Source organism: Promicromonospora iranensis (assembly GCF_028994805.1).
Classification (GTDB): domain Bacteria; phylum Actinomycetota; class Actinomycetes; order Actinomycetales; family Cellulomonadaceae; genus Promicromonospora; species Promicromonospora iranensis.
In genome coordinates this window covers 173,338-189,838 of sequence record NZ_JAJQQP010000004.1, presented here as the reverse complement: position 1 = coordinate 189,838, position 16,501 = coordinate 173,338, and the positions used below count along the sequence as shown (strand labels likewise).

The window sequence follows — 16,501 nt, the reverse complement described above, 5'->3', positions numbered from 1 at the left end:
GAATATACCATTTCACCCCGCTCGCCCTCTTTCACCCGTAGTGGGTCAATTGGCGAGGTATAAGTTCTTTTAACCCACTGGCCGCTCCGGAATGACGCGGACGACGGGGCGCCGCCCCACCAGCAGCCGCCCCATCTGTGCCCGATACCGCTCCACCCCGAACCGCTCGACAGCGTCCCGCCGGCCGGCGTCCGCCAGCACCGACGCGCGCGCCGGGTCGTCGAGCAGCGCAGCGACCGCCTTGGCAAGGGCTACGGGGTCGTCGGGCGGTACGAGCAGGCCCGTCTCCCCGTCCCGGACGATCTCCGCGAGCCCCTGCGTGCGGCTCACCACCACCGGCCGCGCGGCGAGCATCGCCTGGACCGCCACGTTCCCGAACGGCTCCACCCGCGACGGCACGACGACGACGTCGCCCCGCGCGAACCACTCCCACGGGTCGGCGTACCCCACGAGCTCCACGGCCCCGGCCAGGTCGTCCTCGGCGGCCCGCGCACGGAGCTGGTCCTCGAACCACTCGTAGCCGGTGAACGCCGACCCGCACAGTGTCAGCCGCGCGTCCCGGCCGGCCCGTCGCAGGCGCGCCACCGCCTCGAGCGCCACGTCGGAGCCCTTGCGCGGTGACAGACGCCCGACGAGCACGACGTGCGCGGGTGCAGGTTCCGCACCAGCACCAGCCCTCGCACCGCCGCCCGCGGCCGGAGCCTCCCCGGGCCCGGGCACGCCGTTGTAGACGACGCGCGTCCGCCGCCGCAGCGCCGGGACCGCCGACACGACGACGTCGCGTGCCGCCGCGGAGTTCACGACGACGTCGCGCGCGAGCAGGAGCGGCGCCGCGAGCCCGACCCGGACCACCCAGCGCGCGTCCGCCTCCGCCTCGTGCACGTGACACACGGGGGCGACCCCGGCCAGCCGGGCGGCGACCAGCCACGCGGGGATGGTGAGGGTGTTGACGAGGACGGCGTCAGGCCCCACGCGGCGGATCAGCCGCACCATCGGTCCGAGCGCCCGCAGCGTGCCGGCCCCCAGGGCAGCGATACCCCGTGGCGTGAGGTGCGCCTTGCGGAGCACCGGCACGTCGAGGGTCTCCACCCGGGCGCCGACCTCGCGCATCCGCTCGGCCAGCGGCCCCTCGCCGGGCAGCAGCACGACGACGTCCGCGCCGGCGTCGACACATCCGGCCGCGGTCTCGACCAGCTGGAGGTCGGAGCCGTAGAGCTCCACTGAGGCGTGCGCGAGAAGGACCGTCGTCATGATCGCCAACTGTGCCAGCCGGTCACCTCGCAGGAGATGTCAGGCCGGGTGAACTCCATCGGGCCCTACCGGTGGGCGAAATATGGCCGTTTCTCATGAAATCACCCGGGCGAGAGGTGAAAAATGAGAGTTAACGGGTGACTTCTGCAGGTTCACGCCGCGTTGTCCGCCAGTTCCCCGTACTTTGTTCACCAGCCACGGGGCGGAGCGCCGCCGTCGGCACGCGTACAAACACCCGGAAGACGCCCGGTACGTCCTCGCGAGTGCATGCGCCCGAGCAACCCGCCACGTCAGCAGGAACCGAAGGGATCGAGCGTGACCGCACACTCGGTTGACGGCGAACCGCCGCTTCTCTTTCCCGTGCAGCCAGAGCGTTCCTCGAGCCATGAGCCGATGTCGCACGGCGCGCCGGCCGGAGCGCGGACCGAGAGCGCCGACATCCGGCAGCTCCGCGCCGCCGCACTCCCCCGCGCCCGGACCGGCTGGCAGTCCGGGTACCAGGCACGGCTCCGGCTCACCGACGCCGTCGTGGTCGGTGCCACCCTGATCGCGGCCTACGGTCTGCAGCTCGCGCTCGGGGGCGCGTCGCCGTCGTCCTCGATCGAGCCGATGCAGGCCGCCGCCGGCCTGCTCCTGGCCACGGCATGGTTGGCGGCACTGGCCACGAACCGCGCCTACGACGTGCGGTTCTTCGGCCGGGGTATGTCGGAGTACCAGAAGGTCCTCGACGCCACCTGGAAGTCGTTCAGCCTGATCGTCCTGATCGCGTGGGTGACCGCCTACTCGGAGGCGCGCACCCTGCTCCTGGTCGCCTTCCCGCTCGGCATGGTCGGCCTCGTCGCGTCGCGCTACGCGTGGCGGCAGCACCTGCTGCGGCAGCGCCGCCGCGGTGACGGCGGGCTGACCATCCTCCTGGCGGTGGGCAGCAGGGAGCAGACCGGACGCCTGATCCGGCTGCTGAACGGTGCGCCGGAGCAGGAGTTCGTGGTGGTGGGTGTGTGCATGCCGACCGGCGGGCTCCGGCAGGGCGAGCGCGTGGGCGGCGTCCCTGTCCTCGGCGACCTGAGCGCAGTCGGCCAGACGGCGCACGAGGTAGGAGCCGGTGCCGTGGCGGTGTGCAGCTCGCACGAGATCACCGCCGATGTCGTGCGGCAGCTGGGCTGGGAGCTCGAACGGTACGGCGTCGACCTGATGCTCACCGCGGAGCTGGCCGACGTCGCGGTCCCGCGGATCACCGTCTCCCCTGCGCCGGGGATGTCACTGCTGCACGTGGACACACCCCGGTTCGTGGGACCCAAGTTCTCCGTGAAGCAGGTGATGGACTGGGTCCTGACCGCGGTCCTGACGATCCTGGTCCTGCCGATCCTGCTGGCCATCACGCTGGCCGTGGCGACGACCAGCCGAGGGCCGGTCTTCTACCTGTCGCAGCGCGTCGGCCGCGGCGGGCGCCTCTTCCCGATGGTCAAGTTCCGCACCATGTACGTCGGCGCGGACCGGGACGTTCCGGCCCTGGCCGCCGTCAACGAAGCCGACGGCCCGCTGTTCAAGATGCGCGCCGACCCGCGTATCAGCCGCGTGGGCCGGGTGCTGCGCCGGTACTCGCTCGACGAGCTGCCCCAGCTCTTCAACGTGCTGTGCGGGCACATGAGTCTCGTCGGCCCGCGCCCGCCGCTGCCCCACGAGGTCGCGGCCTACGAGGAGCGCATGAAGCGCCGGCTGCTGGTCAAGCCCGGCATGACCGGCCTGTGGCAGGTCACCGGGCGGTCGGACCTGTCCTGGGAGGAGGCGGTCCGGCTCGACGTCTACTACGCCGAGAACTGGACGCCGTTCCTCGACCTGCTGATCCTGGCCCAGACCGCCCGCGCAGTCGTCTCCGGCCGAGGCGCCTACTGACGCCGTTCTTGTTGTGAGCGTGACCGTTGCGCCTCAGCCCGACACGTCGTCGCAACGGTCGCGCCCACAACCAAGGGGGTCAGCCTCGCACCAAGCGCATCGGCGTGTGCGGGATGCCGTCCTCCAGGAACTCCGCCCCGTCCTCACCGAACCCGTGCTTGCCGTACCAACGGGTCAAGGGCGACTGGGCGTCCAGCACGATGTCGCGGTCGTCGTCGGCCGCCTCGATGTGGCGCAGCGCCGCACGCATGAGCTCGTCGGACAGCCCTTTGCCCCGCGCGCCCTTGACCAGGGCCACCCGGCCGATGCGCCACTCCCCGCCGTCGTCCAGGACGCGGGCCGTGCCGAGCACGCGGGTCCCGCCGTCGGACACCGAGTCGGGGGCCGCCTCGCCGAGCATCACCACGTGCACGGTGGTGGGCTCGAGGTCGCGCCCGTCGAGGTCCTCGTACGGGCAGTCCTGCTCGACGACGAACACGTCCTGGCGCAGCTTCCAGACCCCATAGGCGATGGTGACGTCGAGCTGGGTGAGCGGGGCGGTAATGATCTGCACGGGGTCGATGCTCTCATCCCACCGGCAGGTGCCGCTTCCACCAGTCGAGGATCAGCTCGAAGCGCTCCTGCCGGTGCCGCGGGCGCCCGGAACGGGACAGCTCGTGGTTCTCGCCCGGGAAGACCACCAGCTCCGTCTCCACGCCGTGCCGCTTGAGCGTCGAGTAGTAGCGCTCCGCCTGGGACAGCGGGCAGCGCAGGTCGAGCTCCGAGTGGACGACGAGCGTGGGCGTGCGGACCTGTCCGGCGACGGCCTGCGGGGACTGCGCGGCCACCTGCTCCGGGGTCTCGCCCACGTACTCGAGGCCGAAGAACGAGCCGATGTCGCTGGTCCCGAAGAACACCTCCGGGTCGAGGAAACCCCGCTCCACGATCGCGCCCGCGAACCGGTGGTCGTGCGCGATGGTCCACGCCGTGAGGTATCCGCCGTACGAACCACCGAGCACCCCCACACGGGACCCGTCCAGGCGCCCGTCCGTGGCCACGGCGCCGTCCAGGAAGTCCAGCACGTCGTGCAGGTCCACGGTGCCCATCGCCTGCCGGATCGCCCGGCCGTGCGCCTGCCCGTAGCCCGCGGAGCCGCGCGGGTTGCAGTAGACGACGGCGTACCCGGCGTCGACGAGCACCTGCGTCTCGTCGAACAGGTCGACACCGTAGGAGGCGTAGGGGCCGCCGTGGATCATCAGCAGCGTCGGGTGCCTGCCCGTCCCCTCCGGGACGGCCACCCAGCCGTGCACCGGGTACCCGTCGCGCCCGGTGACGGTCAGCTCCTTCGGGGTGACGAGGCCGGTCGCGCGCAGCGGCGCGGAGAAGTCCGTCCGAGGCCGGGGCACGCCCCCTTCGGCACCGTCCAGGGCCGCGACCCCCAGGTCGCCGTAGGTCCCGGGGTCGGCATACGAGACGGCGAGGGTCCCACCCCCGACGGCGAACTCCGACACCACGACGTCGCCGCTGGTCAGCTGGGTCATAGCACCGTCGTCGGAGACTCGGACCACCTGCTGGGTGCCGCGGCTCGCGAGGGTGAGCAGCACGCCGCCGTCCCCCAGGGGCAGGGGTACACCGCCGACCTCCTGCGTCTCGGGGTCGGTGAGCCGGCGTGGCACGGGGTCGGCCCACGCGGAGAGCACGTACAGCGCGGCGTTCCGGGCCACGAAGTCCTTGCCCTCCGCGCCCAGGTCCTGCGCGACGACGTACAGCTCACCGCCGGGGCCGAACGCGATCGCCTGCGGGCCGAGCGTGCCGAGGTCGACGTCGGAGCCGCCACCGGTCGCCGGGACGCTCAGCGGCAGCACACGCACGACGCCGGTGGCCACCTGCCCGGCGCGCTGCTCGCGCTCGGCGATGACGCCGACCGAGCCGCCGTCCGGGGTGAAGGCGATGCCGCTGTGGTCGACGTCGTCGGTGGTCAGCCGACGCGGCTCCGGCACCGTGGGGCGCGGCTCGGGCTCACCCTCCGCGGTCGGGGCCGGCTGCAGCACGGGCTCGCCAACGACGTCCGGCACGTCGACGAGGAACACGTGCTGCGGGCGGTCCCGGTGATAGCCCAGCCCGTTGCGCGTCCAGCTCCACTCGGTGATGCGGCGCGGTCGCTCGGCGCCCGGCGCTATGCCCTCGACCGAGCCGTACCGGCCCGGCTGGGGCTCACGGCTCAGGAACGCCAGCCGGCGACCGTCGGGCGACCAGCGGAAGTCGCTCACCCCCAGCTTGCGGTCCGTGACCTGCACGGCCTCGCCGCCGTCGGCCGGCAGCACCCACAGCTGCGGCGCCGACTGCGGCTGCGCGCGCAGGAAGGCGACCAACGCGCCGTCGGGCGAGAGGCGCGGAGCGGTGTCGCGGAAGCCACGGGTGAGGCGGCGCGGCTCCGCGCCTGCCGCGCCGCCGGTCGAGCCGCCACCGCCGGCCGAGCCCGTCGAGACCAGCGGCACCCGCCAGAGCTGCCCTACGGTGGCGTCCGCGTCGAGGTCGGGACGGGTCACCGAGACGACGGCCCAGGTGCCGTCGGGGTGGACGGTGGGCCTGGAGACGGTGCGGATCAGGGGAAGGTCGGCTGCCTGCATGACTCGGACATTACCCTTGCCAGCATGTCCGAAACACAGCAGACAGACGCCCCCACGAGCGCTCACGAGGCCTGGGGCGAGCCGCGTACCCGCGAGCTCACCTGGTACGACCCGATGCAGATCGCCGCGCAGGCCCCGCTCACGACCGGGGTCGAGTTCCTGCGCCGGATGCGGGACGGCATCATCCCGCCCCCGCCGATCGCCGCGCACTTCGGCCTCGACATCGACGTCGTGGAGGAGGGGCGGGTCACGTTCCGGTGCTCGCCCGACGAGTCCGGCTACAACCCGATCGGCACGGTCCACGGGGGCGTGCTCTGCACGATCCTGGACACCGTGTGCGGCTGCGCCATGCAGTCGGTGCTGCCCCAGGGCAAGGGCTACACGTCGGTGGAGATCAAGGTCAGCTACGTCAAGGCCGTGCGCGCCAACAGCGGCCCGCTCACCGCGGAAGGCACGGTGGTCAAGGCCGGCTCCCGGGTCGGCTTCACCGAGGCCGTCGCCCGGGACGGGAGCGGCGCGGTGGTGGCGACGGCGACGAGCACACTGCTGATCTTCGACATCCCGCCCTCGCACCCGTAACGGGCGGACAAGGGTGGTCGGTAGTACGTCAGGTAGTCGGCAACTCGGAATGCCGACTACCTGACGTACTACCGACCACCCGCCGCATCCTCAATCACTAGGTGACGAGGAGGCCGACCACCCAGGCGCCCGAGGCGAACAGTGCACCGATGAGCTGCACGCCGATGGTGATCAGCGTCGCCTGGACGGCCGTCTTGGTGGACCCCCACGCCGTCGACACGTTCTTGTGCCGCGCCCACTCCAGCAGGAAGATCGCGCCGACGAAGAAGAGGAACAGGCCGATCACCGGCAGCACGAAGAAGCCGATGATGCCGGCGATCCCACCGACGGCGAGGGTGGGCCACGGCACCTTGGCCTTGCGCAGGTGCTTGCCGGCGATCACCCACTGGGCGATCTCGGCGGTGGCGATGGCGGCCGCGGCGATGCCGAAGACCACCCACGCCTCGACCCCGCCCGTCATGATCGCCCAGACGAGGATGCCGCCCAGCACCAGCACCGAGCCAGGCAACACCTGGACGACGATGCCGATCAGTCCCACCAGGATGGCCACGCCGACGAGTACTTCTCCCAGAACGCTCACGGCCGAACCTTAGCGGTCCCACGACCCCTGCTCGGTCACAGCCGGCTGATCGAGCAACCCGGACAGAGCGGTACATGTCTACCCTGCTCTCCATGACACACGCAGTGGCCGGCTACCTGGCTCGGCTCGGCCTCGACGAGCGGCCTCCGGTGAGCGTCGAGACCCTGTTCGAGATCCACCGGCGGCATGCCGAGCGGATCCCGTACGAGAACCTGCACACCATGCTCGGCACCCCGCCGCCCGTCGACGCGGAGGCGACCCTGCAGCGGGTGGCCGCGGGCGGCAACGCCGGCTACTGCTTTCACCACAACGGCGTCATGACGGTGGCGCTCCGTGCCCTCGGCTACGACGTCGTGCCGGCCTGGGGCCACAACTGGGAGACCGCGGCGGAGCAGCAGAACCCGCAGGTCGGGCACCTGGCGCTGTACGTCCGAGGGCTGCCCACCGAGAGCAACCCCGGCGGCGCCTGGTGGCCCGACGTGGGCTTCGGTGACGGCCTCCACGAGCCGCTCCCGATGATCGCGGGCCTGCACCGGCAGGGCCCGTTCACCTACCGGCTCGAGCTGCGCGACGGCGGCTGGACGTTCCACCACGATCCCGCGGGCAGCTTCAGCGCCGTGGACCTCTTCGACGGCAGGCTGACCCCGGCGCAGGAGGCGGCGGCACACCGCCGCCTCACCGCGCCGGACGACGGGACGTACGCCCGCCTGCTGGTGGTCCAGCGCCGCCTGCCCGACGCCGCGGAGACCCTGCGCGGCTGCCTGTTCTCCCGCACCGGGTCCCGGACCGACTTCGCCGAGCTGACGACGTACGACGACTGGCGGGACGGCCTGGTGACGCTGGGCATCGCGCTGCAGGGCATCGACGACGACGCGCTGCGCGGCCTGTTCGACCGGAGCCTGGCCACCCACCGGAAGTGGATGTCGACCCCGTAGCGGTCGCTCGATCAGTTCCAGAAGACGGCGACCAGGATGTTCACCAGGGTGAGCCCGAGCACCGAGCCCTTGAGGCCCTGGGAGACGTCCTCGCCCTTGCGGACGGCGAGCACGGCCAGCACGGCGACGGCAAGCGCGATGACCAGCTTGACGCCGATCTTCGCCATCGAGGGACCGCCGTCGTCCCACAGGCCGCCCATCTCCGCAATGCCGACCATGATGACGCCCGCGACGACGGCACCCATGGCACCGTGCGAGACACCCTTGTAGAGGGCCTTGGTCCGCATCGACGCGATGGCGCCTCCGAACACGAGGGCCCAGCTCGCGAAGTGCACGAAGACGAAGACGTTGTAAAGGAATTCCATGGCCGTCAGCCTAGCTGTGGGCCAGGCGACCCCTCCCATTCCCTACCGTTCCAGTAGGGTAACACATAGGCAACATCGATGTACCCGATAGACATCCACTATGTGGACGTCCCCTTCCGCCCTTCACCACCGGCGGTTAACGTCATCGCCATGACCAAGGCAGCGCGCATCTTCCTCGTGACCACCCGTCACGAGATGCCCATGTGTGCCATGCCGACCTGTGCCTGCGACTGCTGTCGCAGCTGTCAGCTCTGACGCGCCCCTTCGCCCCTGCAAGGTCAGCGCGCGCCGCCGGCCCGCAGCACTGAGTCCCTGGTCACACCCGGGAACCGGTCGCCTGTGCCCGTACGACGCGCACAACTCCCCCAGCATCAGCTCCACGCCCGCGCGCCCCGCACGAACAGGACCCCACACATGGTCAACACGGCCCCTGCCCAGCCCCGCACGACCAAGCGACCCGCTCGCCCGAACGGCCAGTGGAAGATCGACGGCACCGCTCCGCTGAACCACAACGAGGAGTTCAAGGCGGAGTCCGACCCGCTCAAGGTCCGCGAGCGCATCGAGCAGGTTTACGCCAAGGAGGGCTTCGACTCCATCCCCGGCGACGACCTGCACGGCCGGTTCCGCTGGTGGGGCCTGTACACGCAGCGCAAGCCGGGGATCGACGGCGGCAAGACCGCGACGCTGGAGCCGCACGAGCTCGAGGACAAGTACTTCATGCTGCGCGTCCGGATCGACGGCGGGGCGCTGACCACCGAGCAGCTGCGCGTCATCGCGGACATCAGCACCGACTTCGGCCGCGACTCCGCGGACATCACCGACCGCCAGAACCTCCAGCTGCACTGGATCGAGGTCGAGTCGATGCCCGAGATCTGGCGTCGCCTGGAGGCCGTGGGGCTGAGCACCACGGAGGCCTGCGGCGACGTGCCGCGCGTCATCCTCGGCAGCCCGGTCGCGGGGGTCGCGAAGGACGAGCTCATCGACCCGACACCGGTGATCGAGGAGATCCAGAGGCGGTTCATCGGCGACCCTGCGCTGGCGAACCTGCCGCGCAAGTTCAAGTCGGCGATCACGGGCCACCCGAGCCTGGACGTGGTGCACCAGATCAACGACATCTCGTTCGTCGCCGTCGATCACCCGGAGCTGGGCATCGGGTACGACGTGTGGGTGGGCGGCGCGCTGTCGACGGCGCCGCGTCTCGCGGAGCGCTTGAACGCCTTCGTCTCCGCCGAGGAGGCGCCCGAGGTCTGGCACGGCGTGGTCCGCATCTTCCGTGACTACGGCTACCGCCGGCTGCGCAACAAGGCCCGCCTGAAGTTCCTGCTCGCGGACTGGGGCGTGGAGAAGTTCCGCCAGGTCCTGGAGGACGAGTACCTGGGCTACAAGCTCCGCGACAGCATCGATCCGCCGTCGCCCGCGTCGCTGGGCCTCGACGAGCGCGGCGACCACGTGGGCATCCACGAGCAGCACGACGGCCGCTTCTACATCGGTGCGGCGCCGACCGTGGGCCGCGTCTCGGGCGAGATCCTCGCGCAGCTCGCGGACCTCGCCGAGGCGCACGGCAGCAGCAGGATCCGCCTCACCCCGCAGCAGAAGCTCCTGGTTCTCGACGTCGCCGAGGCGGAGGTCGAGCCGCTCGTCGCCGGCCTCGCCGAGCTCGGGCTGCAGGCGCGACCGAGCATCTTCCGCCGGAACACGATCGCCTGCACCGGCATCGAGTACTGCAAGCTCGCGATCGTCGAGACCAAGGCGACGTCGGCCGAGGCGATCACGCAGCTCGAGGAGCGGCTGGGAGACCTGGACAACCTCAAGCCGCTGAGCCTGCACGTCAACGGCTGCCCCAACTCGTGCGCCCGCATCCAGACGGCCGACATCGGCCTCAAGGGTCAGCTCGTGATGGACGACGACGGCAACCAGGTGCCCGGCTTCCAGGTCCACCTCGGTGGCGGCCTGACGTCGCTGGACCGGGACGACGCCGGGCTCGGCCGCACGGTGCGCGGGCTCAAGGTGACCGCCGACGGGATCGGCGACTACGTGGAGCGCGTGGTCCGCCGGTACGACGCCGACCACGACGGCGAAGAGACGTTCGCACAGTGGGCACACCGCGCCGACGAGGAGGCTCTTCGATGACCACGACGGAAGCCGCGGCGATTTCCTCTCTGTCGCTCTCCGGGCCGGGCTCGGGGGTGAACCCGCGGCTGGCGCGGGTGCGCGCCCGGGCCGCCGCCCGCGAGAGCATCCGTGCCATGCGGCCGGCCGCGCGGGCCAAGCGCCGCCGTCGGACCCCCGGGGAGCTGCGGGCCGTGGTGGAGCGCGGCCAGGCGCAGCTGAACGCGTGCGGGGACACGCCGGAGGCGAACGCCCAGGCGGTCATCGCGTGGGCCGTGCGGGAGTTCGGTCCGTACATGGCGGTGGCGTCCTCGATGCAGGACACCGTGCTGTCGCACCTCGTGGCCGAGCAGTTCCCGTTCGTGGACGTGCTGTTCGGTGACACGGGCTACCACTTCGCCGAGACGCTGGGCACCCGCGGCGCCGTCGAGATCGAGCTGGACGTGAACGTCGTGGACGTGCGCCCCGAGCTGAGCGTGGCCGAGCAGGACGCGAAGTACGGACCGAAGCTGCACGACCGCGACCCCGAGGCCTGCTGCGCCATGCGCAAGGTGGCGCCGATGAAGAAGGCGCTGGAGAACTACGAGGCCTGGGCCACCGGCGTGCGCCGCAGCGAGACCGCCGCACGCGCCAACGCGCCGCTCGTCAGCTGGGACGAGCGCAACGGCGTGGTCAAGATCAACCCGATCGCCGCGTGGACCGACGACGAGGTCGCCGACTATGCCGCGCGGCACGGCCTCGTCGTCAACCCGCTGCTCGCCGACGGCTACCCGTCGGTCGGCTGCGAACCGTGCACCGCTCGGCCGCTGCCCGGCGAGGACGCGCGCTCCGGCCGGTGGGCCGGCCTCGACAAGGACGAGTGCGGTCTCCATGTCTGACGCCGCGCCGTTGCCCACCGCCGAGGCGCACGATGGAGGGGTGGCGCACGAGATCTACCCCCTGGGGCTGAAGATCGCCGGGCGGCTCGTCGTGGTGGTCGGCGGCGGGCCGGTCGCCGCGCGCCGTGCCCGGGCGCTCGTCGAGGCGGGCGCGCGGGTGCGTGTGGTCGCACCGGACGTGTGCGAGGAGCTGGCGGTCCTGGCCCGCGTGTCGGCTCCCGGCGCGGTGGATCTCGCCGCCCGCGCCTACCGGACGGGCGACCTCGACGAGGCGTGGCTCGTGCACACGGCGACGGGTTCGGCCGAGGTGGACCGCCGGGTGTCCGACGACGCCGAGCGCGCCCGGGTCTTCTGCGTCACCGCGGGCGACGCCTCGGTGGGCAGCGCATGGGTCCCGGCCGTGGCCCGCACCACCCTGACCGACGACGCCGAGGTGACCGTCTCGGTGACCGCAGGACGCGACCCGCGACGGGCGACGGCGATCCGGGACGCGGTGTCGGCAGCCCTCCAGTCCGGCAGCCTGCCGCTGCGCCGGCGCCGTCCGACGCCGCAGTCCCCCGGCCGGGTCTGGCTCGTCGGCGGCGGCCCCGGCGACACCGGCCTCATCACGGCGCGCGGCCGCACGGCGCTCGCGCAGGCCGACGTCGTGATCATCGACCGGCTCGGCCCGCGCGCGCTGCTCCACGAGCTCTCGCCCGACGTCGAGGTCATCGACGTCGGCAAGACGAGCGGCAACCACCCGGTGCCGCAGCACGAGATCAACGCGCTGCTGATCCAGCACGCCCAGGCAGGGCGCGACGTCGTGCGCCTCAAGGGCGGTGACCCGTACGTGTTCGGCCGCGGCGGCGAGGAGCTCGCGGCGTGCCGCACAGCGGGCATCGAGGTCGAGGTGGTGCCGGGTGTGACCAGCGCCGTGTCGGTCCCCGCCGCGGCGGGCATCCCGGTCACGCACCGCGGTGTCGCGCGCGGCTTCAGCGTCCTGACCGGGCACGACGGCGCGGCCGAGGTGCCGGGCGGCGCCGATCACACGCTCGTGCTGCTCATGGGCGTCACCCGGCTGGCCGAGACCGCCGACGCCCTGGTGACCGCTGACCGCCCCGCCGACACCCCGGCCGCCGTGGTCGAGGACGGCTACGGCCCGGGGCAGCGCGTCACGGTCGGCACGCTGGCCACGATCGCCGCCCGCGCGGCCGAGGCCGGCGTGCAGCCCCCCGCGGTCATCGTGGTGGGCGCGGTAGTCCGCCTCTCGCCCGCCTGGGCGCAACAAGCTCGTTGAGTGCTGGGTATCTGCTGGCGCGAAGGCCATCAACCCAGCAGATACCCAGCACTCAACGTATCTCCGGCGATTTCGCCCGAAAGTTTTCTACGGGTGAATTCTCCTACCAATGTCCGAAAAGATTCCAGATCCCCTTTCGTAGTGGGCCAGGTTCCTGTAGGCATGCAGACGCCGCCATCTTCCGCGGCCTTCTGCCGTGCCGTCACGCGACCAATGTCGACGGCCTGATCTGGGAGAATGCATGAGAACACAGAAACGACGTGCGCTGCGGTGCACGGTGGCCGCGATGCCTGCCATCGCACTCGCCGTCGCCGGGCTCGCCGCGACCGGAGGAGCGACGACGGCGTCGGCCACCGACAGCGGTGCACCGGCCGTCCGGAGCTCCGAGCACTACATCAACTACGCCGATGTCGCCGCACAGCCAGAGATCGACGACGACGTCGAGATCACGCCCCGCGGCCGCACCATCGTCCACAAGGCGGAGGGCGAGACCGGCGTCAGCGTCGACACCTCCGTCCAGGCCGCCTCCGACGAGGTCGACAAGAAGTTCGCCGGCGGCAACCCCGCGGCGGCACAGCAGCTGGCCGAGCTCGAGAACCGGGCAGTCGTCACGGGCTCCAGCCCCAAGAAGATCAAGGAGTCCCGTTACAAGCGCGCTCCGCAGACCCAGGAGGCCAAGCTCCTGACGATCCTGGTCGAGTTCAACGAGAACGCGAACGACGACTTCACCGACCAGATGGTGCCCACCCACTGGGGATCGTCGGAGTGCATGCCGGGCAACGTCCAGAACGGCCCGCTGCACAACAACATCCCGAACCCGGCCGACGCATCGCAGGCGGACAACAACACGATGTGGGTCGAGGACTTCTCGTCCGAGCACTTCGACAAGATGCTCTTCACCGAAGAAGGCATCACCGAGCGCGTCCGTCCCGACCTCACGGGGCCGGACGGCAAGCCGGGCATCGACATCTCCGGCTACACCATGAAGAACATGTACGAGGAGATGTCCCGCGGCGCGTACACCGTCTCGGGCGAGGCCACGCCCTGGATCAGGGTGCCGCACTCCGAGGGGTACTACGGCGCTCAGCGCTGCTTCAAGAACGACGAGGGCGAGTGGGAGGCCGGCGCCTACCAGACCATGAACGGCCACCCCGACAACCCCCTCGGGCCGGGCCAGCTGCCCATCGACGCCGTGGCGGCACTCGCCGAGATGCGCCCCGACTTCCCGTGGGCCGACTACGACATCGAGGACCAGGCCGACCGCGACGACGACGGCAACCTCTTCGAGCCGGACGGCGTGATCGACCACGTGGTGCTCGTCCACGCGGGCGAGGACAAGTCGGGTGGCGGCGGCGAACAGGGCACGTACGCCATCTGGGCCCACTCGTCGGCCGTCGCGGGAGGCGCCCCCATCCCGGGCACCGACCTGAAGCTGTCCAACTACATCGTGCAGCCGGAGGACTCCGGCGTGGGCGTGTTCGCCCACGAGTACGGCCACGACCTCGGTCTGCCCGACCTGTACGACACCGGGAGCGGCGGCGACTCCGACGTCGACTTCTGGGACCTGATGAGCTCCGGCTCGCACTCGGGCCCCATCTTCCAGTCGATGCCCACGCACATGGGCATCTGGGACAAGTGGGTGCTGGGCTGGGTCGACCCGGTCGAGGTGAACCCGGGAGACGACAGGACCGCTGTCAAGGTGGGCCAGGCCTCCCGCCCCCTGAAGGGCACCGAGGACGGCGTCAAGGTCAACCTGCCGGACAAGGAGATCACGCTGGGCACGCCGCACAGCGGCGAGAACATGTGGTACTCCGGGGCCGACCAGGACTGGGCGGACGCGCGTCTGGCGCGCACCATCGAGGACGTGCCGGTCGACGCCACGTTCTCCTTCTGGGCCGACTACGTCATCGAGGAGGACTGGGACTACGGCTTCGTCGAGGTCTCCACCGACGGTGGCGCCACGTGGCAGGAGCAGAAGGTCTTCGACGACTCGGGCGCGGAGGTCACCACACCGGACGACTACGCGGACCCGAACGGCCGCATCACCGACTTCGGCAACAAGAAGTACGGCCTCACCGGCAGCACCGAGGGCTGGGCCCACCTCAACGTGGACCTGTCCGCGTTCGCCGGGACCACCGTGGACGTCCGGCTGCGCTACGCCACCGACGCCGCCTTCCTCGAGCGCGGCTGGTTCTCGGACGACTTCGAGCTCACCAGCGGTGACACGGTCGTCTGGAGCGATGACGCGGAGTCGGAGGACCCGGGCTGGAGCACCGAGACGACGACGTTCGTCGACACCAGCGGTGCCGGCTGGCACCGCACGTCCGGCTCGTCGGTCCAGGCGCAGTACTACCTGGTCGAGTGGCGCAACCTGGACGGCTTCGACAAGGGGCTCAAGTACGGCTACGACTCCACGTACGCCGCACCGCAGTCCGACGCGTGGAAGGTCGAGAAGATCGCCTACAACGCTCCCGGCATGCTGGTCTGGTACCGCGACACCACGTACGGCAACGCCAACCACGTGCTGAGCAACCTGGCGGCGCTCCCGAGCACCGGGCCGAAGGGTGGTCTGCTGCTGGTGGACAGCCACTTCGACCCGCTGCGCCGCGACGACTCGGCCACGCCGGACACGTCGGTGCTGAAGAACGTCCCGTCCCGTGCGCAGTCCTCGAACGTGGCGTTCGGCCTCCGGCCGACGTACCCGTTCACCGAGTGCATCACGGGTGAGGACACCACGGAGGAGTTCTGCACGGACTTCGGGGCGCAGGCACCGGTGCGCACGTTCACGGACGACTCGGGCTGGTACCCGGGGCTGGAGCTGAACGACAACGGCGGTCTGTACTACCGCGACAACGACGCGTCGACAGTGGTGCCGTCCGTCGACAACTCGCCCTACACGGTGCGGATGGTCGACGAGCGCGGTCAGCTCCTGCCGGACGAGTTCGGGCACGACTACGGCATCGGTGCCATCACCGGTACCGGGGACCCGGCGGACGACGGCGTCGGCTACGGCACCGTGATCCATCTCAAGAAGGCGTTCAAGGGCAACACCTCGGCCCTGATCCAGATCACCCCGCCGCTCTCGGGGCGGTGATCCACACCGCCGGGCAGGCAGCACCGCTGTCCGGACGGCAGTAGCAGCACACAGGGGCGGGACCACCAGCCAGGTGGTCCCGCCCTCTGCCTGCGGTCAGCGAACCTCTTCGGCCCGCGCGAGGACGTAGCGCAGCAGGTCGACGTCGACCGTCGGGACCGCGATGCTCCAGGCCCCGGACCCCGAGGCCCCTTCGAGCTGCGTGTACGCGGAGCGGTCGAACACCCCGCGTGTGGGCGGCTTCGCCCCGAACACCCGGTGCGGCGCCGCGCCCAGCGCCGACTCCAGGGACGCCGCCGACGCCGCGTCCAGCCCGACCCGCACGACGACGCGCCGGACCTTGCGCTCCATCAGGTACGCGACGACCAGCACGGCCCCTCCGCCCGCGACCACCGCCAGGTCCTGGGCCGGCGAACGTCGGCGGCCGAACACCGACACGACCTTGTCGGCCACGGTCCCGGATCCCGCGCTGCGCCGCACCGCGGGCTCGTCAGGCACCGCGGGCTCGGGGCTCGACACCACCGGTTCGGGGTGCGCCACCTCGAGCGCGGTGCCCGGCACTGCCGGGGCACGGCGCCGGGCTGCCCGCTTCCGCCGGGGACCGCCGGAGTGGATCCCCTCCCTGCGGCTCTCGCGGACGCTCAGCACGAGCCACTCCGCCGTGGCAGCGATGGTCACGGCACCCGCTGCGATCCGCAGGACGAAGTTCAAGGGGTCCCAGGAGTTCGACGCGTTCGCGTAGGTGCTCACCATCCAGATGATGGCGGCGATCAGCGCGATCATGAGGCTGATGAGTCGACTCGTCCGCATGGAGGTTGGTTTCTTCGTCTCGAATCGGTCGGGTCAGCCGTCATCAGCTCGGCACGAGCAGCAACAACCGCGCCGAAGCCCCCTCCGACAAAACGCTCCCCCGCTGGGGCACAGCAGCGTAT

General features: G+C 71.1%; 13 protein-coding genes. 7 read left to right on the top strand and 6 right to left on the bottom strand.

Features of this window, described 5'->3' with window-relative positions; all coding sequences use genetic code 11:
* Positions 1 to 69 precede the first annotated feature (69 nt).
* Complete coding sequence (locus LUM46_RS08015; RefSeq protein ID WP_274993249.1) at positions 70 to 1,251, bottom strand: glycosyltransferase family 4 protein; 1,182 nt, start codon at positions 1,249 to 1,251, stop codon at positions 70 to 72.
* Positions 1,252 to 1,644: 393 nt separating this feature from the next.
* Here LUM46_RS08015 and LUM46_RS08010 point away from each other — a divergent pair, with 393 nt between their 5' ends.
* The gene (locus LUM46_RS08010) at positions 1,645 to 3,144 is read left to right on the top strand and encodes a sugar transferase (protein ID WP_274993248.1); all 1,500 of its coding nucleotides are present in this window, start codon (positions 1,645 to 1,647) and stop codon (positions 3,142 to 3,144) included.
* Between the two features lie 79 nt (positions 3,145 to 3,223).
* Here LUM46_RS08010 and LUM46_RS08005 read toward each other — a convergent pair whose 3' ends face one another.
* The gene (locus LUM46_RS08005) at positions 3,224 to 3,697 is read right to left on the bottom strand and encodes a GNAT family N-acetyltransferase (protein ID WP_274993247.1); all 474 of its coding nucleotides are present in this window, start codon (positions 3,695 to 3,697) and stop codon (positions 3,224 to 3,226) included.
* 13 nt (positions 3,698 to 3,710) lie between these two features.
* The gene (locus LUM46_RS08000) at positions 3,711 to 5,753 is read right to left on the bottom strand and encodes a S9 family peptidase (RefSeq protein WP_274993246.1); all 2,043 of its coding nucleotides are present in this window, start codon (positions 5,751 to 5,753) and stop codon (positions 3,711 to 3,713) included.
* Positions 5,754 to 5,777: 24 nt separating this feature from the next.
* Here LUM46_RS08000 and LUM46_RS07995 point away from each other — a divergent pair, with 24 nt between their 5' ends.
* The gene (locus tag LUM46_RS07995) at positions 5,778 to 6,332 is read left to right on the top strand and encodes a PaaI family thioesterase (protein ID WP_274993245.1); all 555 of its coding nucleotides are present in this window, start codon (positions 5,778 to 5,780) and stop codon (positions 6,330 to 6,332) included.
* Between the two features lie 97 nt (positions 6,333 to 6,429).
* Here the strand turns inward: LUM46_RS07995 and LUM46_RS07990 are convergent, their stop codons facing one another.
* On the bottom strand, positions 6,430 to 6,912 hold the full coding sequence (locus LUM46_RS07990) for a DUF456 domain-containing protein (protein WP_274993244.1): 483 nt from the start codon (positions 6,910 to 6,912) through the stop codon (positions 6,430 to 6,432).
* Positions 6,913 to 7,004: 92 nt separating this feature from the next.
* Here LUM46_RS07990 and LUM46_RS07985 point away from each other — a divergent pair, with 92 nt between their 5' ends.
* Positions 7,005 to 7,847 carry an arylamine N-acetyltransferase family protein gene (locus LUM46_RS07985; RefSeq protein ID WP_274993243.1) on the top strand — a complete coding sequence of 281 codons (843 nt, stop codon included), beginning with the start codon at positions 7,005 to 7,007 and terminating at the stop codon, positions 7,845 to 7,847.
* An 11-nt stretch (positions 7,848 to 7,858) separates the two neighbouring features.
* Here LUM46_RS07985 and LUM46_RS07980 read toward each other — a convergent pair whose 3' ends face one another.
* On the bottom strand, positions 7,859 to 8,212 hold the full coding sequence (locus LUM46_RS07980) for a hypothetical protein (RefSeq protein WP_274993242.1): 354 nt from the start codon (positions 8,210 to 8,212) through the stop codon (positions 7,859 to 7,861).
* A 414-nt stretch (positions 8,213 to 8,626) separates the two neighbouring features.
* Between LUM46_RS07980 and LUM46_RS07975 the strand changes: the two genes are divergently transcribed.
* From LUM46_RS07975 to LUM46_RS07960, 4 genes are all read left to right on the top strand, one after another.
* Positions 8,627 to 10,342, top strand: coding sequence for a nitrite/sulfite reductase (locus LUM46_RS07975; RefSeq protein WP_274993241.1), 1,716 nt, complete (start codon positions 8,627 to 8,629; stop codon positions 10,340 to 10,342).
* Positions 10,339 to 11,199: a phosphoadenylyl-sulfate reductase gene (locus LUM46_RS07970; protein WP_274993240.1), complete on the top strand. Its 861-nt coding sequence runs from the start codon at positions 10,339 to 10,341 to the stop codon at positions 11,197 to 11,199. Before LUM46_RS07975 ends, LUM46_RS07970 begins: the two co-directional genes overlap by 4 nt.
* The gene (gene cobA / locus LUM46_RS07965; RefSeq protein ID WP_274993239.1) at positions 11,192 to 12,475 is read left to right on the top strand and encodes a uroporphyrinogen-III C-methyltransferase; all 1,284 of its coding nucleotides are present in this window, start codon (positions 11,192 to 11,194) and stop codon (positions 12,473 to 12,475) included. Before LUM46_RS07970 ends, cobA begins: the two co-directional genes overlap by 8 nt.
* Positions 12,476 to 12,761: 286 nt before the next feature.
* Positions 12,762 to 15,569, top strand: a complete 2,808-nt coding sequence (locus LUM46_RS07960; RefSeq protein ID WP_274993238.1) for an immune inhibitor A domain-containing protein — start codon at positions 12,762 to 12,764, stop codon at positions 15,567 to 15,569.
* A gap of 96 nt (positions 15,570 to 15,665) precedes the next feature.
* Here the strand turns inward: LUM46_RS07960 and LUM46_RS07955 are convergent, their stop codons facing one another.
* Positions 15,666 to 16,379: a hypothetical protein gene (locus tag LUM46_RS07955; protein ID WP_274993237.1), complete on the bottom strand. Its 714-nt coding sequence runs from the start codon at positions 16,377 to 16,379 to the stop codon at positions 15,666 to 15,668.
* Between the last annotated feature and the right edge of the window lie 122 nt (positions 16,380 to 16,501).

Bases quoted from the DNA above. Each gene is read 5' to 3' on its own strand.
- LUM46_RS08000 (WP_274993246.1), bottom strand. From the start codon at position 5,753: ATGCAGGCAGCCGACCTTCCCCTGATCCGCACCGTCTCCAGGCCCACC.
- LUM46_RS07960 (WP_274993238.1), top strand. From the start codon at position 12,762: ATGCCTGCCATCGCACTCGCCGTCGCCGGGCTCGCCGCGACCGGAGGA.
- LUM46_RS07975 (WP_274993241.1), top strand. From the start codon at position 8,627: ATGGTCAACACGGCCCCTGCCCAGCCCCGCACGACCAAGCGACCCGCT.
- LUM46_RS07955 (WP_274993237.1), bottom strand. From the start codon at position 16,379: ATGCGGACGAGTCGACTCATCAGCCTCATGATCGCGCTGATCGCCGCC.
- LUM46_RS08015 (WP_274993249.1), bottom strand. From the start codon at position 1,251: ATGACGACGGTCCTTCTCGCGCACGCCTCAGTGGAGCTCTACGGCTCC.
- LUM46_RS07980 (WP_274993242.1), bottom strand. From the start codon at position 8,212: ATGGAATTCCTTTACAACGTCTTCGTCTTCGTGCACTTCGCGAGCTGG.
- LUM46_RS08010 (WP_274993248.1), top strand. From the start codon at position 1,645: ATGTCGCACGGCGCGCCGGCCGGAGCGCGGACCGAGAGCGCCGACATC.
- cobA (WP_274993239.1), top strand. From the start codon at position 11,192: ATGTCTGACGCCGCGCCGTTGCCCACCGCCGAGGCGCACGATGGAGGG.
- LUM46_RS07970 (WP_274993240.1), top strand. From the start codon at position 10,339: ATGACCACGACGGAAGCCGCGGCGATTTCCTCTCTGTCGCTCTCCGGG.
- LUM46_RS07995 (WP_274993245.1), top strand. From the start codon at position 5,778: ATGTCCGAAACACAGCAGACAGACGCCCCCACGAGCGCTCACGAGGCC.
- LUM46_RS07985 (WP_274993243.1), top strand. From the start codon at position 7,005: ATGACACACGCAGTGGCCGGCTACCTGGCTCGGCTCGGCCTCGACGAG.